Origin of the sequence: Comamonas terrae, assembly GCF_001544075.1 — a bacterium.
GTDB lineage: Bacteria > Pseudomonadota > Gammaproteobacteria > Burkholderiales > Burkholderiaceae_C > Comamonas > Comamonas terrae.
Genome location: NZ_BCNT01000005.1, coordinates 119,505 through 135,155, shown reverse-complemented (window position 1 = coordinate 135,155; position 15,651 = coordinate 119,505). Strand labels below are relative to the sequence as shown.

Below are 15,651 nucleotides of genomic sequence, written 5' to 3'. Positions count from 1 at the left end.
CTCCGGCTTTTTTCATGCATGCGGCAAACGCCGTGGCCGGGCGCTCAGTTCGCGTCGCTGCCGTCCTGCGTGACGGGCGCCGACTTGGGCTGCATGGCCGCCAGCTCCTCTTCGCTGACCACCTCGAACAGGCGCACCACCTTGCTCACGTCGTTGACGCCGCGTGCGATCTCGGCTGCGCGCTTGGCCTCGCGCGGCGTGACGATGCCCATGAGGTAGACCACGTTGTTCTCGGTCACCACCTTGATGGCCGAGGCCGATATGTCCTTGGCATTCACCAGGCTTGCCTTGACCTGGCCGGTGATCATGGTGTCCTTGGAGCGCTGGCCCAGCGTGGCCGTGAACGGCGCCACCTCGATTTCGTTGTAGACATTGCGCACCGTGGGCTGCTCGCGCACCAGCCGCTCGATGGTCTGCTTGTCCGTGGCATTGCCGGCCTGGCCGGTCAGCAGCACCTGGCGGTTGTAGCTGGTCACCTCCACGCGCGCCTTGTCGCCCATGGTCTCGGCGATGCGGTTGCCCGAACGCAGCTCGATGCCCTGGTCCTCCACCTGGGTCCCCGTGGTGCGCCGGTCTATGGCCGACATGCCGGCCATGGCGGCGCCGCCGCCGACCAGGGCCACGCAGCCGCTGAGCGCTCCGCCCAGTACTGCAGCCAGCAAGGCTGCACAGGCCACACGCTTTTGCAATTTCATAAAGGCATCTCCTGATCACCAAGTAACTGTGCATCCACACCGTCGGCCAGACAGTGCAGTATCAATGTATGGGTCTCCCGCACGCGTGCGGCGCGCTCATGCGGCACGCAGATCAGCACATCGGTCTCGCGCACCATGGCCGCCAGATTGCCGCCCGTATGGCCGCTCAGCACCACCACCATCATGTCGCGCTCGTGGGCGGCATCCACGGCCTCCTGCACGGCCGCATCATTGCCGCTGACCGACATGACCAGCAGCAGGTCGCCGGGCTGGCCCAGGGCGCGCACCTGGCGCGCCAGGTACTGGGTGGCGTTGCCGCCGGAGCCGGTGGCGCCCACCGTGCCCAGCAGGCCGCCGTCCGATACCAGGGCGATGGCCGCCAGCTCGGGCCGGTCGCGCTCGAAGCCGGTCACGCACAGGGAGGCGAACAGTTGCGCATCGCTGGCCGATACCCCGGCCCCGCAGGCCAGCACCTTGCCGCCGCCCGTCACGCAGGCCAGCATGGCCTGCACCGCCGCCGCGATGGGCTGGCTCAGCGCCTGGGCCGCCTGGTATTTGAGGTCGGCGCTGTCGATGAAATGCTGTTGGATTCGTTGCTCTAGCATGGAGGCCCGATGATAACTGCCGGCCGCTATTCCCCTTGTGATCTCTTTGGTAGCCAACCGTTATTTGCGCATCTGTGATTTGCGAGTTGCCGGCCCCGCGGCCGGACGGAACGCCGTGGCTACATGGCGTCGAAGGCCGCCCTGAGCCACTCCACGCCGGCACCGCCGCCGCAAGTGTCCACCAGCACCACGTCGAATCGGCACGGCGGCGGCGCGCCCAGCTTCATCAGATAGTGCCTGGCGGCCAGTACGATGCGCTGCCGCTTGGCGCCGACTATGCTCGCCGCCGCGCCGCCAAAGCGGTCGGTGTTGCGGCTGCGCACTTCGACGAAGACCAGAGACCCGTCGCGGTCGCGCAGGATCAGGTCGATTTCGCCGCCGCCGCGGCCCGGCGTCCGATAATTGCGCTCGACCAGCTTCAGGCCGCGCGCCTGCAGATAGGCCAGCGCCTGCGTCTCCGCAAGCTGCCCGCGCTGCGTTGTGGTTGCCGTAGAAGCTCCAGCCCCGGCAGGCTTTTTTCCAAGGAAATCCATTGACTACCTCTTTCGCCTCCGCACTGACAGCCGCGCGCGATGCGGCCGCGTCCCAGCATTATCCGCAGGGAGCCCTGTATGTGGTGGCGACGCCCATCGGCAATCTGGCCGACATCAGCCTGCGCGCCCTGCATGTGCTGCAGATCGCGGACTGCGTGGCCTGCGAGGACACCCGCCACACCCAGGGCATGCTGCGCAGCTACGGCCTGGACCGCCCGGGCGGCCAGTTGCTGGCCGTGCACCAGCACAACGAGGCCGAAGCCGCCCAGCAGGTGATTGCGCGCCTGCAGCAGGGCGAGCGCATCGCCTATGTCAGCGATGCGGGCACACCGGGCGTGAGCGATCCCGGCGCGCGCCTGTGCGCGGCCGTTCAGGCCGCTGGGCTGCGCGCCATCCCGCTGCCGGGCGCCAGCAGCGTGACCTCGGCCATCAGCGTGGCCGGCGCGGTCACGCCGGCCCAGGGGGAAAACGGCTTCGTGTTCGCTGGCTTTCTGCCCACCAAGAATGCCGAGCGCCTGGCCGCCGTGCAGCAGCTGGCCGGCGAGGCGCGCTGCACGGTGCTGCTGGAGGCGCCGCACCGCATCGTCGATCTGGCGCAGGCCCTCGCACAGCTGGGCCAGCGCCCGGTGACGCTGGCGCGCGAGATCACCAAGCAGTTCGAGGACATTGCCACCATGCCGGCCTCCGAGCTGGCGGCCTGGCTGCAGGCCTCGCCCCAGCGCGTGAAAGGCGAGTTCGCCGTCGTGCTGCACCCCGTGGCCCGGCAGCAGGAATCGGGCGAGGCCGAACGCGTGCTGCAGCTGCTGCTGGCCGAGCTGCCGACCAAGAGCGCGGTCAAGCTGGCCGCCGAAATCACCGGCGCCGGCCGCAACACGCTGTACGAGCGTGCGCTGGAACTCAAGCGTGCGCCCGAAAACGAGTAAAGGCCAAATTCGCATGAAACGCTTGTCCATCAAGCGATTGCAGCTCTTATTTTAGATAAGCATCAGGCGTAGGCCAGCCCTGTGGCCACGCCGCCAAACAGGTCGCCCTCGACCTGCGGCACACCTGGAAACTGCCGCCGCAGGGCATCGCGCAAGGTGCGCAGCGCCGACGAGCCGCCGGTCAGGTAGATGGCATCGGGCGCCGCGACACCGGCCTGCTGCACGCATTCCGCCGCGCAGGCCACGACCTGCTGCAGCAGTCCCTGCAACTGGCGGCCCAGCACTTCGGGCGTGATCTCGGCGGCCAGATCCGGCTCCAGCCAGCCCAGCTCCACCGCTGCGGCCGCATGGCGGCTCGACGCTGCGATCTTGGCCTGCTCCACGGCATTGGCCAGCCGGTGGCCTTCGCGCGCCTCCAGGACCCGCATCAGCCGCTGGTGCAGATGCAGGTCCCGGTAGTCGCTGCGCAGCGCGCGGGCCGAGGCCGGCGCCTTGGGCGAATACAGCCACTGGATCAGATGCCAGGTGGACAGGTCGAAGAACACGCGGCTGGGCACTTCGCGGCCGCTGGGCCCCAGGTGCCGATAGCCCAGCAGCGGCATGAGCTGCTCCACATTGAGCCGGTGGTCGAAGTCCGTGCCACCGATGTGCACGCCCGTGGTGGCCAGGATATCCTGCGTACGGTCGGCATGGCGGGCCTGCTCGGGCCCCAGGCGCACCACGGTGAAGTCCGAGGTGCCGCCGCCGATGTCGACCACCAGCACCACGGACTCGCGCTCCAGGCGCTGCTCGTAGTCCAGCGCGGCCGCGATCGGCTCCAGCTGGAAGCTCACTTCGCCCAGCCCGGCCGTGCGCGCCGCGGCGGCCAGCGACTCCTGCGCCAGGCGATCCCGCTCGGGATGGGCGTCGACGAAGTGCACAGGCCTGCCCAGCACCACGCGCTCGGGCAGACGGCCGTCCAGAGCGTGCCGGGCCTGGTCGGCCACATGCCTGAGGAAGATGCCGATGATGTCCTGGTAGCTCACCAGCCTGCCATGCACCGCGGTCTTTTCCTGCAGCAGGCTGCTGCCCAGCAGGCTCTTGAGCGAGCGCATCAGCCGCCCCTCCTCGCCTTCCAGGTACTGGGCCATGGCATCGCGGCCGAAATGCGTGCGCTGTTCCTCGGTATTGAAGAATAGCGCCGTGGGCATGCCAGTGGCGCCGCCTTCCAGCGGCAGCAGGCGCGCAGCCTGGCCCGGCACCCGGCAGGCTGCGGCCGAGTTGGAAGTTCCGAAATCGATGCCCAGTGTGGCGGCGGAAAAAGCAAACGTCATGGAAGGTGGCGCAGCCCGGGCGGCCGCCATAAAAAATGCCCACCTGCTGTGGGCTGCGCATCGGCAAAGGGACGCTATTCTAGCGTTGCCCCGTTCAGCCCATGCCCGCGCGCTGCATCGGCCCTGCCTGCAAAGGCCCCGGCCCAGGCCTGCGGTGAGGTGCCGGCAGCCCGGCTCAGTTGCCGGGGATGCGGTGGAGCAGCGGCTCGCCGCGCTCGAAGGCGGTGATGCTGCCCAGGGTGGTCGCCATGATCTGGCCTATGGCCTCCACGGTGAAGAAAGCCTGGTGGCCGGTGACGATGACATTGGGGAAGGACACCAGGCGCTGGATCACGTCGTCCGTGATGATGGTGGACGACAGGTCCTGGAAGAACAGGCTGGCCTCCTGCTCGTAGACATCGATGGCCAGGCCGCCGAGCTGGCCGCTCTTGAGCGCCTGCACCGCAGCCTCGGTGTCCACGAGACCGCCGCGGCTGGTGTTGACGAGGATGGTGCCGCGCTTCACCTGCGCCAGCGAGGCTGCATCTACGATGTGATGCGTCTCCTCGGTCAAGGGGCAGTGCAGCGAGATCACGTCCGAGCCGGCCAGCAGCTCGCGCACGGGAACATAGCGTCCGCCCGACTGCTCGAAGGCCGGATCGGTGTGTGTGTCATGGCCCAGCACCGCGCAACCGAAGCCAAGCATGATGCGCGCGAAGATGCTGCCGATCTTGCCCGTGCCGATCACGCCCACGGTCTTGCCGTGCAGATCGAAGCCCATCAGGCCGTCGAGCTCGAAATTTCCCTCGCGCGTGCGCATGCTGGCACGCGCGATCTTGCGGTTGACGGCCAGCAGCAGGCCCACGGCAAACTCGGCCACCGAGTGCGGCGAATAGTCGGTCACGCGCACCACGGCCACGCCCAGCCGTCCGGCCGCAGCTGCATCGATATGGTTGTAGCCCGTGGAGCGCGTGGCCACCAGGCGCGTACCCTGGTCCGCCAGCCGCTGCAGCACCTCGGCATCCACGCAGTCGTTGACGAAGACACAGACGGCCGCACAACCGCGCGCCAGCGCCGCGGTCTCCGCCGTCAGCCTATCCTGGATGAAGAGCAGCTCATGGCCGGCCGCCCGATTGGCTTCGGCCAGCAGGGCCTGGTCGTAGCGGCGTGCGCTGAATACGGCAGTTTTCATACAACGTTCCTCACCACAGGCCCAGCAGCTTCCACCAGCCGCAGCCGACCACGGCGAAAACCAGCAGTTCGAGCATGCACATGGCCGCGCCCACGCGCCACCAGGTGCCCAGCGAGACATAGCCGCTGCCGAAGATGATGGGCGAAGTGCCGGTCGCATAGTGCGTCAGCGTCATCATGATGGCCGAGCCCGCCGCCATCATCAGCATGAACGGGACCACATAGTCCGGCGGTATCAGCTGCGCGCCCACGGTCAGAAAGGCCAGCATCATGGCGCTGATATGGGCCGTGGTGCTGGCAAACAGATAGTGCGAGAACACAAAGACGCCCACCAGGATGGCCGCCACGGACAGCCAGCCAAGGCCGCTGGCGACGATGGCGTTCTTCATGCCCTCGGCGAACCAGGCGACCACGCCCAGCCTGTTGAGCTGCTCGGCCAGCATGACCAGGGCGCCGAACCAGATCAACGTGTCCCAGGCGCTTTTCTCGGACAGCACATCGTCCCAGTCGATGGTGCCCGTGATGATCAGGGTGAACAGGCCCAGGAAGGCCACCACGGTCGGATCCAGCGTGAACGCCGGGCCGAACAGCATCTGCGGCACGTTGGCCCAGAGCAGCAGCATCATGCCGAAGGTGCCCAGCATCACGCGCTCCTTGCCCGACAGCGGCCCCATGCGGGCCATCTCGGCACGTGCATATTCCACGGCATTGGGCGTGGCCCTGAGTTCGGGTGGCGACAGCAGATAGATGGCCAGCGGCATCAGCAGCAGGCACAGCAGGCCTGGCAGCAGCATGTACAGGGCCCAGGTGGTCCAGCTCAGGTGCAGGGACTGGCCTGTGGCCTTGGCCACCAGATCCACGACCAGCGGGTTGGGGGCAGTCGCGGTCAGGAACATGGCCGAGGTGATCGGGTTGGCATGGTAGTTGACCAGCGCCAGGTAGGTGCCGACCTTGCCTTGCGTGCCCTTGGCCGGATCCGACTCGAAGGCATTGGCGATGGATTTCATGATCGGATGCACGATGCCACCGCCGCGCGCCGTATTGCTGGGCGTGAACGGCGCGAGCACCAGCTCGCAGATCGCCAGGCCGTAGCCTATGCCCAGGGTGCGCCGGCCCAGCAGTGCGATGAACATCAGGCCGATGCGATTGCCCAGACCTGTCTTTTTGAGACCCCGCGAGATGAGGACGGCCACCACGATCAGCCAGATCAGCGGATTTGAGAAGCTGCTCAGTGCATCGGCGATCGCGCCCTTGGACGAGCCGGAGGTCACCTGGGACAGCGAAACGATGACGATGGCCATCAAGGCCATCACGCCGATGGGCATGACCTTGAGGATGATGGCCACGATGGTCGTCAGGAAGATGGCGACCAGTTGCCAGGCCTTGGGACTCAGGCCTTCGGGAACGGGCAGCAACAGCAGTCCGACCAGCACCAGGGTTGCCGTCAGGGCGGGCAGCAGGCGAAACGGTACGGCCGACTTGAAGTAGCGGAACAGCGACGCGATATTCCCGATCATGTAAGTCCTTTCTTTGCCGCTGCGGCGCTGGAACCGGCAACTGCCCGAAGCAGAACCCCAAGAGCCTGCACGGGCATTGCGGGCTGCGCCGCATGGCTGACATCATGAGGCAGGCCGCAGGTTCCACGCCCGCCCGCCGGCTTGTGCGCCGCCGAAGGTTGACCCGCATCAAGAGCGCCCCCCCAAAAACCGCTATCGGGTCCTCACGCATGCCAATATCCCGGCACAGGACATGCTGTATCGCATGCCCATGGAGTGAACAGGAGAACCGCCTACATGCCAGCCAACCGCTTCTTGCCCCATGAGTGGGAGAGCCGCCTCGAGGAAATCGACCTGGAGATCGTGCGCCAGGCCGCCATCTGCAAGATTGCACTGCTTGAACCGGGTGCGATTGAGCGCGTGCTGGCCAACGATGCCGGTGTCTGCGGCGCAGAGCACGAGGCATCGTTCCGGACGCTGCGCGGCCTGCTGTATCTGCACTACACCGAAGTGCTGCATATCAGCGAGGGGCTGAGCCCGGAAATCGCCCATGTGATCGCCCAGCGTGTGCGCGAGCACCTGCGTCACCGTGTCGGCACGCAGTTCGGGGGCACGTCTCCCTGAAAGAGGGGCTTCGGCCACCCATGCAATGGGTAAAAAAAAGGTCACGACTCTGTCGTGACCTTTTTCAATTTGGTTGCGCGAGAAGGATTTGAACCTCCGACCTTTGGGTTATGAGCCCAACGAGCTACCAGACTGCTCCATCGCGCGGTAATTCCAAATTATAGCAGGCTTTGGGCCTGCTGCGGCTTATTCAGCCTTGGCTTCAGCTGCTTCTTCAGCGCGCTCGACCAGTTCCACATAGGCCATGGGAGCGTTGTCGCCCACGCGGAAGCCCATCTTCAGGATACGGGTGTAGCCGCCGGGACGCTTGGCGTTGCGGGGACCCAGCACGTTGAACAGCTTGGTCACGCTGTCGCGGTCGCGCAGGCGGTCGAAAGCCAGGCGGCGGTTGGCAACGGTGTCAACCTTGGCCAGGGTGATCATGGGCTCGATGACCTTGCGCAGTTCCTTGGCCTTGGGGACCGTGGTCTTGATCGCTTCGTGTTCGATCAGCGAGTTCATCATGTTCTGCAGCATCGCCTTGCGATGCGAAGAAGTGCGGTTCAGTTTGCGGAGGCCGTGACCGTGACGCATGGTGCTTTTCCTTTGATCTTTCGATCTTTTCTAAATTAAATCGGGCAGCCGTATCAGGTACTGCCCGAGGCACTTGGGCTTCCCGCCAAGACCAAGGATCTCGGCAGAGCCCGCTATTGTAGCAATTAACGCTTTTCCAGGCCAGCAGGCGGCCAGTTCTCGAGCTTCATGCCCAGCGTCAGACCGCGGGAAGCCAGGACTTCCTTGATCTCGTTGAGCGACTTGCGACCCAGATTCGGGGTCTTGAGCAGCTCGTTTTCGGTACGCTGGATAAGGTCGCCGATGTAGTAGATGTTTTCTGCCTTGAGGCAGTTGGCCGAACGCACGGTGAGTTCCAGCTCGTCCACGGGACGCAGCAGGATGGGGTCGAACGAGGTCGCGGCACCGCGGCCACCGGCCGGAGCGTCGAACACGCTGGCGATGTCGCCGCCGTCCAGCTGGGCGAAGACTGCCAGCTGTTCCACCAGGATCTTGGCGGAGGCGCGCACGGCATCTTCAGCGGTGATGGCGCCGTTGGTCTCGATTTCCAGAACCAGCTTGTCCAGGTCGGTACGCTGTTCCACGCGGGCGGATTCGACGGCGTAGCTCACGCGCTTGACGGGCGAGAACGACGCGTCCAGCACGATGCGGCCGATCGACTTGGTCGACTCGTCGCCGTAGCGGCGCACGTTGCCGGGCACATAGCCGCGGCCCTTTTCCACCTTGATCTGCATGTCCAGCTTGCCGCCTTGCGACAGGTTGGCGATCACATGATCAGGGTTGACGATTTCCACGTCGTGGGGCGTCTGGATGTCGCGTGCCGTGACAACGCCTTCGCCGTCCTTGCGCAGGCTCAGCGTGACTTCGTCGCGGTTGTGCAGCTTGAACACCACACCCTTGAGGTTCAGCAGGATGTTGACCACATCTTCCTGGACACCGTCGATCGAGGAGTACTCGTGCAGCACTCCGGCAATCGTTACTTCCGTCGCTGCGTAACCCACCATGGACGAGAGCAGGACACGGCGCAGGGCATTGCCCAGCGTATGGCCGTAGCCGCGCTCAAACGGCTCCAGAACCACCTTGGCACGGTTGTGGCCAAGCTGTTCGACATTGATTGTCTTGGGCTTCAGCAAATTCGTTTGCATGCAGACTTCCTCTCAATACCCCCGGCTCGTTACACCGGTAAGGCTGGTGAAGCACCCACGGCGCGATGCCTCGCGCCGTGGGGACGGTTTACAGAAATGTCGCTGCTAAGGATTAACGCGAGTACAACTCAACGATCAGGGATTCGTTGATGTCAGAGCCGAATTCGTCGCGGTCAGGAGCCTTCTTGAAAGTGCCTTCTGCCTTGTCGGCAGCCACTTCCACCCATGCGGGGAAGCCCACTTGGGAAGCCAGTTGCAGGGCTTCGACCACGCGAGCCTGCTTCTTGGACTTTTCGCGCACGGCAACCACGTCACCCACCTTCACGGAGTAGGAGGGGATGTTCACGGCCTGGCCGTTCACGGTGATGGCCTTGTGCGACACCAGCTGGCGGGCTTCCGAGCGGGTGGAGCCGAAGCCCATGCGGTACACGACGTTGTCCAGGCGCGATTCCAGCAGCGTCAGCAGGTTGGCGCCGGTGTTGCCGCGCTTGCGCTCGGCAGCTTCGAAGTAGCGGCGGAATTGCTTTTCCAGCACGCCGTACATGCGCTTGACCTTCTGCTTTTCACGCAGTTGCAGGCCATAGTCGGAAGTGCGCTGGCCGGAAGTGCGGCCATGCTGACCGGGCTTGGTGTCGAACTTTGCCTTGTCAGCGATGGAGCGACGGGCGCTCTTCAGGAACAGATCGGTGCCTTCGCGGCGGGAGAGCTTGGCCTTGGGGCCGATATAACGTGCCACTTGATTTCCTTTGTTTCATCTGCCGTGCACAAACACGGGAGCCGCCCGCGATGCTGATGCACCTGGGCGGCGGTGGGCTTGGTTGGGATTAGATACGACGACGCTTTTGGGGGCGGCAGCCGTTGTGGGGAACCGGCGTCACGTCCGAGATGGAGGTGATGCGGATGCCCAGGGCGCCCAGGGCGCGGACCGAGGATTCACGGCCGGGGCCGGGACCCTTGATTTCGACGTCCAGGTTCTTGATGCCCTGTTCGATAGCAGCACGACCGGCCACTTCCGAAGCCACCTGGGCAGCAAAGGGAGTCGACTTGCGCGAACCCTTGAAACCCTGGCCACCCGACGAGGCCCACGACAGAGCGTTGCCTTGGCGGTCGGTGATGGTGATGATCGTGTTGTTGAACGAAGCGTGCACGTGTGCAATGCCGTCCGAAATGTTCTTGCGGACCTTCTTGCGAACGCGGGCTGCTGCGTTGTTAGCGGGAGACTTAGCCATAGTGATCTCTCAATCTCTCTTTATTTCTTCAAAGCCGCAGCGCCCTTGCGCGGACCCTTGCGGGTACGGGCATTCGTGCGGGTACGCTGACCGCGCATGGGCAGGCCACGACGATGACGGAAACCGCGGTAGCAGCCGATGTCCATCAGACGCTTGATGTTCATCGTGGTTTCACGACGCAGATCGCCTTCCAGCGTCAGAGGAGCCAGTTGGTCGCGGATCTTTTCCAGATCGGCGTCCGTCAGATCCTTGATCTTCTTGGAATATTCGATGCCGCAGGCTTCGCAGATCTTGCGAGCTGTTGTACGACCGATGCCATAGATGGCGGTCAGGCCGATTTCAGCATGCTTGTGCGGCGGGATGTTAATGCCAGCAATACGTGCCATATTAGTCCTCTAATGCTTTCAATCAACCTTGGCGCTGCTTGTGGCGCTGGTCCGTGCAGATCACGCGCACAACACCTTTGCGACGGATGATCTTGCAGTTACGGCAGATTTTCTTGACCGAAGCCGAAACTCTCATTTCATTCTCCTAAAACTTTCCATCCACTATCGGCCTATCGACCGGGGACTCATTGCCCGCGATAGATCTCGATGGGCGTCTACTAACTTTTGGCAGGCTGCCCACCCGGGCAGCCTTGTCATCAAATACCAGCCTTGAAGTTCGCTTTTTTCAGGAGCGACTCGTATTGCTGCGACATCACGTAGTTCTGAACCTGCGCCATGAAGTCCATGGTCACCACCACAATAATCAGCAGCGATGTACCGCCGAAGTAGAACGGGACGTTGTACTTCAGGATCAGGAATTCGGGCAACAGGCACACGAAGGTAATGTAGATCGCGCCAGCCAGTGTCAGGCGAACCAGAATCTTGTCAATGTAGCGTGCTGTCTGGTCGCCAGGACGGATCCCGGGGATGAAAGCGCCACTCTTCTTCAGGTTGTCGGCTGTTTCCCGGCTGTTGAAGACCAGGGCCGTGTAGAAGAAGCAGAAGAAAATGATCGCGGCAGCATAGAGGATGACATAGATCGGCTGACCAGGGGTCAACGTGCTCGCAATATCCTTTAGCCAGCGCATGGATTCTCCCGCACTGAACCAATTCACCACCGTCGCGGGCAGCAAGATGATCGAGGAAGCGAAGATGGGAGGAATGACCCCGGCCATGTTCAGCTTCAGCGGCAAGTGCGAAGACTGTCCGCCATACACCTTGTTGCCGACCTGACGGCGTGCGTAATTCACCAGGATCTTGCGTTGGCCTCGCTCGACAAACACGACGAAGTACGTCACGCCTGCCACCACGAGAACAATGAAGATCGCAGCCAGGATGCTCATGGCACCGGTGCGCACCAGTTCCAGCAGACCACCGATGGAGTTCGGCAGACCTGCGGCGATACCTGCAAAGATCAGGATCGAGATACCGTTGCCCAGACCACGTTCTGTAATCTGTTCACCGAGCCACATCAGGAACATGGTGCCGGCCGTGAGGCTGACCACCGCCGTGAGGCGGAAGCCGAAGCCCGGGCTCAGAACCAGTCCTGCGGAGCTTTCCAGGGCGACGGCAATACCCAGGGACTGAAAAATCGCCAGGCCCAGAGTGCCGTAGCGGGTGTACTGGGTGATCTTGCGACGACCCGATTCACCTTCCTTTTTCAGCTGTTCGAATGTCGGGACCACATAGGTCATGAGCTGCATGATGATCGATGCCGAGATGTACGGCATGATCCCCAGTGCGAACACCGTGAAGCGCGAGAGCGCTCCACCCGAGAACATGTTGAACAGATTGAGAATGCCGCCCTGCTGGCCATTGAACAGCTGCTGCAGCTGCGCCGGATCGATGCCCGGCACCGGGATATGTGCCCCGATGCGGTAGACGATCAGCGCGAGCAACAGAAAAACCAGTCGACGCTTGAGATCGCCGAATTTTCCGGTTTTTGCAATTTGAGCTGCGCTAGTAGCCACGGATGTCTTCTTTCAGAACTTTAATCAGGCGATGCTGCCGCCGGCAGCTTCGATGGCAGCCTTGGCACCGGCGGTAGCGCCGATGCCATTGAGCTTGACAGCCTTGGTGATTTCACCGCTCTTGATGACCTTGACCACCTTGGCGATTGCACCGACCAGACCGGCTTGCTTCAGGGCAGCCAGATCGACTTCGGCCAGGCCGAGCTGTTCCAGCTCGGACAGCGTCACTTCTGCGTTGAACTTCAGCAGATGCGACTTGAAGCCACGCTTGGGCAGACGGCGCTGCAGAGGCATCTGACCGCCTTCGAAGCCCACCTTGTGGTAGCCACCCGAACGGGACTTCTGGCCCTTGTGGCCACGGCCGGCGGTCTTACCCAGACCCGAACCGATACCACGGCCGACACGGCGCTTGGCGTGCTTGGCACCTGCTGCAGGCTTGATGCTATTGAGTTCCATCATCAATCCTTTCAGAGAACCTTCACCAGATAGGCGATCTTGTTGATCATGCCGCGCACTTCGGGAGTGTCCTTCAGTTCGCTGATGCTGTTCAGCTTGCGCAGACCCAGACCGCGCACGGTAGCGCGGTGATCTTGCTTGGTGCCGATGGGGCTACGCACCAGCTGCACCTTGACGGTTTGTTGCGTTGTCATGTGCTTGACTCCGATCAGGCCGCGAAGAGATCTTCAACGGACTTGCCACGCTTTGCAGCCACTTCCGCGGGGGTCGTGGAGTTCTTCAGAGCGTCGAAAGTCGCGCGGACCATGTTGTAGGGGTTCGACGAGCCATGGCTCTTGGCCACGATGTCGGTGATGCCCAGCACTTCGAAGACGGCGCGCATCGGGCCGCCAGCGATGATGCCGGTACCCTTGGGGGCAGGGTTCAGCATCACGGATGCTGCACCATGGTGACCCATCACGGTGTGATGGATCGTGCCGTCCTTCAGGGACACCTTGATCATGTTGCGACGGGATTCTTCCATCGCCTTTTGCACGGCAGCAGGCACTTCCTTGGACTTGCCCTTGCCCATGCCAACGCGGCCATCGCCGTCGCCGACCACGGTCAGTGCAGCGAAGCCGAGGATACGACCGCCCTTCACGACCTTGGTGACGCGGTTCACCGCGATCATTTTTTCGCGCAGACCGTCGTCACGACCTTCGTCTTGCACCTTGGGGGAAAACTTTGCCATTTCTATCCGCTCCGCTTAGAACTGCAGGCCCGCTTCACGGGCGGCTTCTGCCAAAGCCTTCACGCGGCCGTGGTATGCGAAACCGGCGCGGTCGAAAGCCACTTTCTCAACGCCAGCAGCCTTAGCCTTCTCGGCAATGCGCTTGCCGATCAGCGTAGCGGCAGCCACGTTGCCACCCTTGCCTGCGCCGCCGAGCTGCGAACGCACTTCGGCTTCTGCAGTGGAGGCCGAAGCCAGCACCTTGGTGCCGTCTTCCGAAACCACGGAGGCGTAGATATGGAGGTTGGTACGGTTCACGCTCAGACGCGCCACGCCTTGCTGGGCAATGCGGATGCGAGTCTGACGGGCACGGCGCAGACGCTGCTCTTTCTTGTTCAACATCATGCAGCTCCTTACTTCTTCTTGGTCTCTTTGATCACGACCTTCTCATCCGCATAGCGGATGCCCTTGCCCTTGTAAGGCTCGGGAGGACGAACGGCACGGATCTCAGCAGCCAATTGACCCACCACTTGGCGGTCAGCACCCTTGATCACGATTTCGGTCGGAGTGGGGGTAGCGACGGTGATGCCGGCAGGCATCTCGAAGTTGACGGGGTGCGAGAAGCCCACGGCCAGGTTCAGCTTGGAACCTTGGGCAGCAGCCTTGTAGCCCACGCCGATCAGCGTCAGCTTCTTCTCGAAGCCCTCGGTCACGCCCTTGACCATGTTGTTGACCAGCTGGCGGAAGGTACCGGCCAGAGCGTCAGCTTCACGGGTTTCGTTGGCGGGCGCGAACGACAGCTTGCCGTCGTTGTTGCTGATGACCACTTGGCTGTTCAGGGCCAGCGACAGGTTGCCGCCCTTGCCCTTGACAGAGATGGTTTCAGCATTGAGGGACACATCCACGCCTGCGGGGATGGTCACGTTTGCTTTTGCTACGCGAGACATTTCAGTATTTCTCCTTCAATGTCCGTTAGGCCACATAGCACAGCACTTCGCCGCCGACACCGGTAGCACGTGCTTTGCGATCGGTCATCACGCCCTTGGGAGTGGTGACGATGGCCACGCCCAGGCCGTTCATGACCTGGGGGATTGCGTTACGGCCCTTGTACACGCGCAGGCCGGGACGGCTGACGCGCTCGATACGCTCGATCACGGGGCGACCGGCGTAGTACTTCAGGGTAATTTCGAGTTCGGACTTGCCGCCTTCGGTCTTCACTTCGAAGCCGTCGATGTAGCCTTCATCCTTCAGCACTTGTGCGATGGCAACCTTCACCTTGGAGGAAGGAGCCGACACGGTGGCCTTGGAGACCATTTGTGCGTTGCGGATACGGGTCAGCAAGTCAGCGATGGGATCACTCATGCTCATGTTTAATCTCTCCTGCTTGCTTACCAGCTGGCCTTGGTCACGCCGGGGATGTCACCAGCGAAGGCCATTTCACGGATCTTGGCGCGACCCAGACCGAATTGACGGAAGGTGCCGCGAGGACGACCGGTGATTTCGCAACGGTTGCGCTGGCGGGTGGGGTTCGCGTTACGGGGCAGCTTTTGCAGGCCCAGGCGAGCGGCTTCGCGCTCTTCGTCGGAACGCTTGGCGTCGCCGGCGATTGCCTTCAGTTCAGCATACTTGGCAGCGTACTTGGCAGCCAGTTTTTCGCGCTTCAGTTCGCGCTCGATCAAAGCTTTCTTAGCCATGCGCCACCTCAGTTCTTGAAGGGGAAACGGAAAGCGGCGAGCAGTGCCTTGCACTCGTCGTCGGTCTTAGCCGTAGTCGTGATGCTGATGTTCAGACCACGCAGAGCGTCCACCTTGTCGTATTCGATTTCGGGGAAGATGATCTGTTCCTTGACGCCGACGTTGTAGTTGCCGCGACCGTCGAACGAACGGCCGGAGATACCACGGAAGTCGCGCACGCGGGGCAGTGCCACGGTGACGAAGCGGTCCAGGAATTCATACATCTGAACGCCGCGCAGGGTCACCATGCAGCCGATAGCCTGGCCTTCGCGGATCTTGAAACCGGCGATAGCCTTCTTGGCCTTGGTCACCACGGGCTTCTGACCAGCGATCTTGGTCAGGTCAGCCACGGCGTTGTCCATCACCTTCTTGTCGGCCACGGCTTCGCTCACACCCATGTTCAGGGTGATCTTGGTCAGGCGCGGAACCTCCATGACGGACTTGTAGCCGAACTTTTCCTTCAGTTCAGCCGCGATCTTTTCGCGATAGAGTTTTTGCAGTCGTGCCATGT

The 15,651-nt window shown here is 62.9% G+C and carries 23 protein-coding genes and 1 tRNA gene; 2 read left to right on the top strand and 22 right to left on the bottom strand.

The window, feature by feature from the left end; all coding sequences use genetic code 11:
* Positions 1–44 precede the first annotated feature (44 nt).
* From Cte04_RS09115 to Cte04_RS09105, 3 genes are all read right to left on the bottom strand, one after another.
* Positions 45–695 (bottom strand): BON domain-containing protein, encoded by a 651-nt coding sequence (locus tag Cte04_RS09115; RefSeq protein ID WP_066475680.1) that lies wholly within the window; start codon positions 693–695, stop codon positions 45–47.
* A complete protein-coding gene (locus Cte04_RS09110; RefSeq protein WP_066475678.1) occupies positions 692–1,300 on the bottom strand; it encodes an SIS domain-containing protein in 609 nt (202 codons plus the stop codon). The genes Cte04_RS09115 and Cte04_RS09110 overlap by 4 nt, the downstream gene beginning before the upstream one ends.
* 119 nt (positions 1,301–1,419) lie before the next feature.
* Positions 1,420–1,833, bottom strand: coding sequence for a YraN family protein (locus Cte04_RS09105; RefSeq protein ID WP_066475676.1), 414 nt, complete (start codon positions 1,831–1,833; stop codon positions 1,420–1,422).
* On the opposite strand from Cte04_RS09105, the gene rsmI reads away from it, so the two are divergent.
* On the top strand, positions 1,833–2,756 hold the full coding sequence (gene rsmI, locus Cte04_RS09100) for a 16S rRNA (cytidine(1402)-2'-O)-methyltransferase (protein WP_066475675.1): 924 nt from the start codon (positions 1,833–1,835) through the stop codon (positions 2,754–2,756). The genes Cte04_RS09105 and rsmI overlap by 1 nt on opposite strands.
* A 62-nt stretch (positions 2,757–2,818) precedes the next feature.
* Here the strand turns inward: rsmI and Cte04_RS09095 are convergent, their stop codons facing one another.
* From Cte04_RS09095 to Cte04_RS09085, 3 genes are all read right to left on the bottom strand, one after another.
* Positions 2,819–4,069 carry an Hsp70 family protein gene (locus tag Cte04_RS09095; RefSeq protein ID WP_066475671.1) on the bottom strand — a complete coding sequence of 417 codons (1,251 nt, stop codon included), beginning with the start codon at positions 4,067–4,069 and terminating at the stop codon, positions 2,819–2,821.
* A gap of 175 nt (positions 4,070–4,244) precedes the next feature.
* Positions 4,245–5,240 carry a 2-hydroxyacid dehydrogenase gene (locus tag Cte04_RS09090; protein ID WP_066475666.1) on the bottom strand — a complete coding sequence of 332 codons (996 nt, stop codon included), beginning with the start codon at positions 5,238–5,240 and terminating at the stop codon, positions 4,245–4,247.
* 10 nt (positions 5,241–5,250) lie between these two features.
* Positions 5,251–6,756 carry a DASS family sodium-coupled anion symporter gene (locus tag Cte04_RS09085; RefSeq protein ID WP_066475659.1) on the bottom strand — a complete coding sequence of 502 codons (1,506 nt, stop codon included), beginning with the start codon at positions 6,754–6,756 and terminating at the stop codon, positions 5,251–5,253.
* Between the two features lie 276 nt (positions 6,757–7,032).
* On the opposite strand from Cte04_RS09085, the gene Cte04_RS09080 reads away from it, so the two are divergent.
* Positions 7,033–7,359, top strand: coding sequence for a hypothetical protein (locus tag Cte04_RS09080; protein ID WP_066475655.1), 327 nt, complete (start codon positions 7,033–7,035; stop codon positions 7,357–7,359).
* A 70-nt stretch (positions 7,360–7,429) separates the two neighbouring features.
* Here Cte04_RS09080 and Cte04_RS09075 read toward each other — a convergent pair.
* From Cte04_RS09075 to rplE, 16 genes are all read right to left on the bottom strand, one after another.
* Positions 7,430–7,506, bottom strand: a tRNA-Met gene (locus tag Cte04_RS09075).
* A gap of 39 nt (positions 7,507–7,545) precedes the next feature.
* A complete protein-coding gene (rplQ, locus tag Cte04_RS09070; RefSeq protein ID WP_066475653.1) occupies positions 7,546–7,932 on the bottom strand; it encodes a 50S ribosomal protein L17 in 387 nt (128 codons plus the stop codon).
* 125 nt (positions 7,933–8,057) lie between these two features.
* A complete protein-coding gene (locus tag Cte04_RS09065) occupies positions 8,058–9,056 on the bottom strand; it encodes a DNA-directed RNA polymerase subunit alpha (RefSeq protein WP_066475651.1) in 999 nt (332 codons plus the stop codon).
* 112 nt (positions 9,057–9,168) lie between these two features.
* Positions 9,169–9,792, bottom strand: coding sequence for a 30S ribosomal protein S4 (rpsD, locus tag Cte04_RS09060; RefSeq protein WP_066475649.1), 624 nt, complete (start codon positions 9,790–9,792; stop codon positions 9,169–9,171).
* A gap of 88 nt (positions 9,793–9,880) precedes the next feature.
* On the bottom strand, positions 9,881–10,285 hold the full coding sequence (gene rpsK, locus Cte04_RS09055; protein ID WP_066475647.1) for a 30S ribosomal protein S11: 405 nt from the start codon (positions 10,283–10,285) through the stop codon (positions 9,881–9,883).
* Positions 10,286–10,305: 20 nt separating this feature from the next.
* Positions 10,306–10,671, bottom strand: coding sequence for a 30S ribosomal protein S13 (gene rpsM / locus Cte04_RS09050; RefSeq protein WP_066475646.1), 366 nt, complete (start codon positions 10,669–10,671; stop codon positions 10,306–10,308).
* A gap of 22 nt (positions 10,672–10,693) precedes the next feature.
* Positions 10,694–10,807: a 50S ribosomal protein L36 gene (gene rpmJ, locus Cte04_RS09045; protein WP_003050535.1), complete on the bottom strand. Its 114-nt coding sequence runs from the start codon at positions 10,805–10,807 to the stop codon at positions 10,694–10,696.
* Positions 10,808–10,928: 121 nt separating this feature from the next.
* Positions 10,929–12,242 carry a preprotein translocase subunit SecY gene (secY, locus tag Cte04_RS09040; RefSeq protein WP_066475643.1) on the bottom strand — a complete coding sequence of 438 codons (1,314 nt, stop codon included), beginning with the start codon at positions 12,240–12,242 and terminating at the stop codon, positions 10,929–10,931.
* Between the two features lie 24 nt (positions 12,243–12,266).
* On the bottom strand, positions 12,267–12,698 hold the full coding sequence (gene rplO / locus Cte04_RS09035) for a 50S ribosomal protein L15 (protein ID WP_066475641.1): 432 nt from the start codon (positions 12,696–12,698) through the stop codon (positions 12,267–12,269).
* Between the two features lie 11 nt (positions 12,699–12,709).
* Entirely contained in the window at positions 12,710–12,892 is a 183-nt protein-coding gene (gene rpmD, locus Cte04_RS09030; RefSeq protein WP_066475638.1) for a 50S ribosomal protein L30, read from the bottom strand.
* Positions 12,893–12,906: 14 nt separating this feature from the next.
* Positions 12,907–13,428, bottom strand: coding sequence for a 30S ribosomal protein S5 (gene rpsE / locus Cte04_RS09025; RefSeq protein ID WP_066475637.1), 522 nt, complete (start codon positions 13,426–13,428; stop codon positions 12,907–12,909).
* A gap of 15 nt (positions 13,429–13,443) precedes the next feature.
* Entirely contained in the window at positions 13,444–13,809 is a 366-nt protein-coding gene (gene rplR, locus Cte04_RS09020; protein WP_066476166.1) for a 50S ribosomal protein L18, read from the bottom strand.
* An 11-nt stretch (positions 13,810–13,820) separates the two neighbouring features.
* Positions 13,821–14,354, bottom strand: a complete 534-nt coding sequence (gene rplF / locus Cte04_RS09015; protein WP_066475634.1) for a 50S ribosomal protein L6 — start codon at positions 14,352–14,354, stop codon at positions 13,821–13,823.
* A gap of 25 nt (positions 14,355–14,379) precedes the next feature.
* Complete coding sequence (rpsH, locus tag Cte04_RS09010) at positions 14,380–14,775, bottom strand: 30S ribosomal protein S8 (RefSeq protein ID WP_066475631.1); 396 nt, start codon at positions 14,773–14,775, stop codon at positions 14,380–14,382.
* Positions 14,776–14,795: 20 nt separating this feature from the next.
* Positions 14,796–15,101 carry a 30S ribosomal protein S14 gene (gene rpsN, locus Cte04_RS09005; RefSeq protein WP_066475629.1) on the bottom strand — a complete coding sequence of 102 codons (306 nt, stop codon included), beginning with the start codon at positions 15,099–15,101 and terminating at the stop codon, positions 14,796–14,798.
* 8 nt (positions 15,102–15,109) lie between these two features.
* Complete coding sequence (gene rplE / locus Cte04_RS09000) at positions 15,110–15,649, bottom strand: 50S ribosomal protein L5 (protein ID WP_066475627.1); 540 nt, start codon at positions 15,647–15,649, stop codon at positions 15,110–15,112.
* Positions 15,650–15,651 lie beyond the last annotated feature (2 nt).

Excerpts from the sequence above, each read along its gene's own strand:
- rplF (WP_066475634.1), bottom strand. The coding sequence starts at position 14,354 with ATGTCTCGCGTAGCAAAAGCAAACGTGACCATCCCCGCAGGCGTGGAT.
- rpsN (WP_066475629.1), bottom strand. The coding sequence starts at position 15,101 with ATGGCTAAGAAAGCTTTGATCGAGCGCGAACTGAAGCGCGAAAAACTG.
- rpsH (WP_066475631.1), bottom strand. The coding sequence starts at position 14,775 with ATGAGCATGAGTGATCCCATCGCTGACTTGCTGACCCGTATCCGCAAC.
- rplO (WP_066475641.1), bottom strand. The coding sequence starts at position 12,698 with ATGGAACTCAATAGCATCAAGCCTGCAGCAGGTGCCAAGCACGCCAAG.
- Cte04_RS09110 (WP_066475678.1), bottom strand. The coding sequence starts at position 1,300 with ATGCTAGAGCAACGAATCCAACAGCATTTCATCGACAGCGCCGACCTC.
- rpsM (WP_066475646.1), bottom strand. The coding sequence starts at position 10,671 with ATGGCACGTATTGCTGGCATTAACATCCCGCCGCACAAGCATGCTGAA.
- Cte04_RS09090 (WP_066475666.1), bottom strand. The coding sequence starts at position 5,240 with ATGAAAACTGCCGTATTCAGCGCACGCCGCTACGACCAGGCCCTGCTG.
- Cte04_RS09085 (WP_066475659.1), bottom strand. The coding sequence starts at position 6,756 with ATGATCGGGAATATCGCGTCGCTGTTCCGCTACTTCAAGTCGGCCGTA.
- Cte04_RS09105 (WP_066475676.1), bottom strand. The coding sequence starts at position 1,833 with ATGGATTTCCTTGGAAAAAAGCCTGCCGGGGCTGGAGCTTCTACGGCA.
- rplQ (WP_066475653.1), bottom strand. The coding sequence starts at position 7,932 with ATGCGTCACGGTCACGGCCTCCGCAAACTGAACCGCACTTCTTCGCAT.
- rpsK (WP_066475647.1), bottom strand. The coding sequence starts at position 10,285 with ATGGCTAAGTCTCCCGCTAACAACGCAGCAGCCCGCGTTCGCAAGAAG.
- Cte04_RS09065 (WP_066475651.1), bottom strand. The coding sequence starts at position 9,056 with ATGCAAACGAATTTGCTGAAGCCCAAGACAATCAATGTCGAACAGCTT.
- rpsE (WP_066475637.1), bottom strand. The coding sequence starts at position 13,428 with ATGGCAAAGTTTTCCCCCAAGGTGCAAGACGAAGGTCGTGACGACGGT.
- Cte04_RS09115 (WP_066475680.1), bottom strand. The coding sequence starts at position 695 with ATGAAATTGCAAAAGCGTGTGGCCTGTGCAGCCTTGCTGGCTGCAGTA.
- rplE (WP_066475627.1), bottom strand. The coding sequence starts at position 15,649 with ATGGCACGACTGCAAAAACTCTATCGCGAAAAGATCGCGGCTGAACTG.
- rplR (WP_066476166.1), bottom strand. The coding sequence starts at position 13,809 with ATGTTGAACAAGAAAGAGCAGCGTCTGCGCCGTGCCCGTCAGACTCGC.
- rpmJ (WP_003050535.1), bottom strand. The coding sequence starts at position 10,807 with ATGAGAGTTTCGGCTTCGGTCAAGAAAATCTGCCGTAACTGCAAGATC.
- Cte04_RS09095 (WP_066475671.1), bottom strand. The coding sequence starts at position 4,069 with ATGACGTTTGCTTTTTCCGCCGCCACACTGGGCATCGATTTCGGAACT.
- Cte04_RS09080 (WP_066475655.1), top strand. The coding sequence starts at position 7,033 with ATGCCAGCCAACCGCTTCTTGCCCCATGAGTGGGAGAGCCGCCTCGAG.
- rpmD (WP_066475638.1), bottom strand. The coding sequence starts at position 12,892 with ATGACAACGCAACAAACCGTCAAGGTGCAGCTGGTGCGTAGCCCCATC.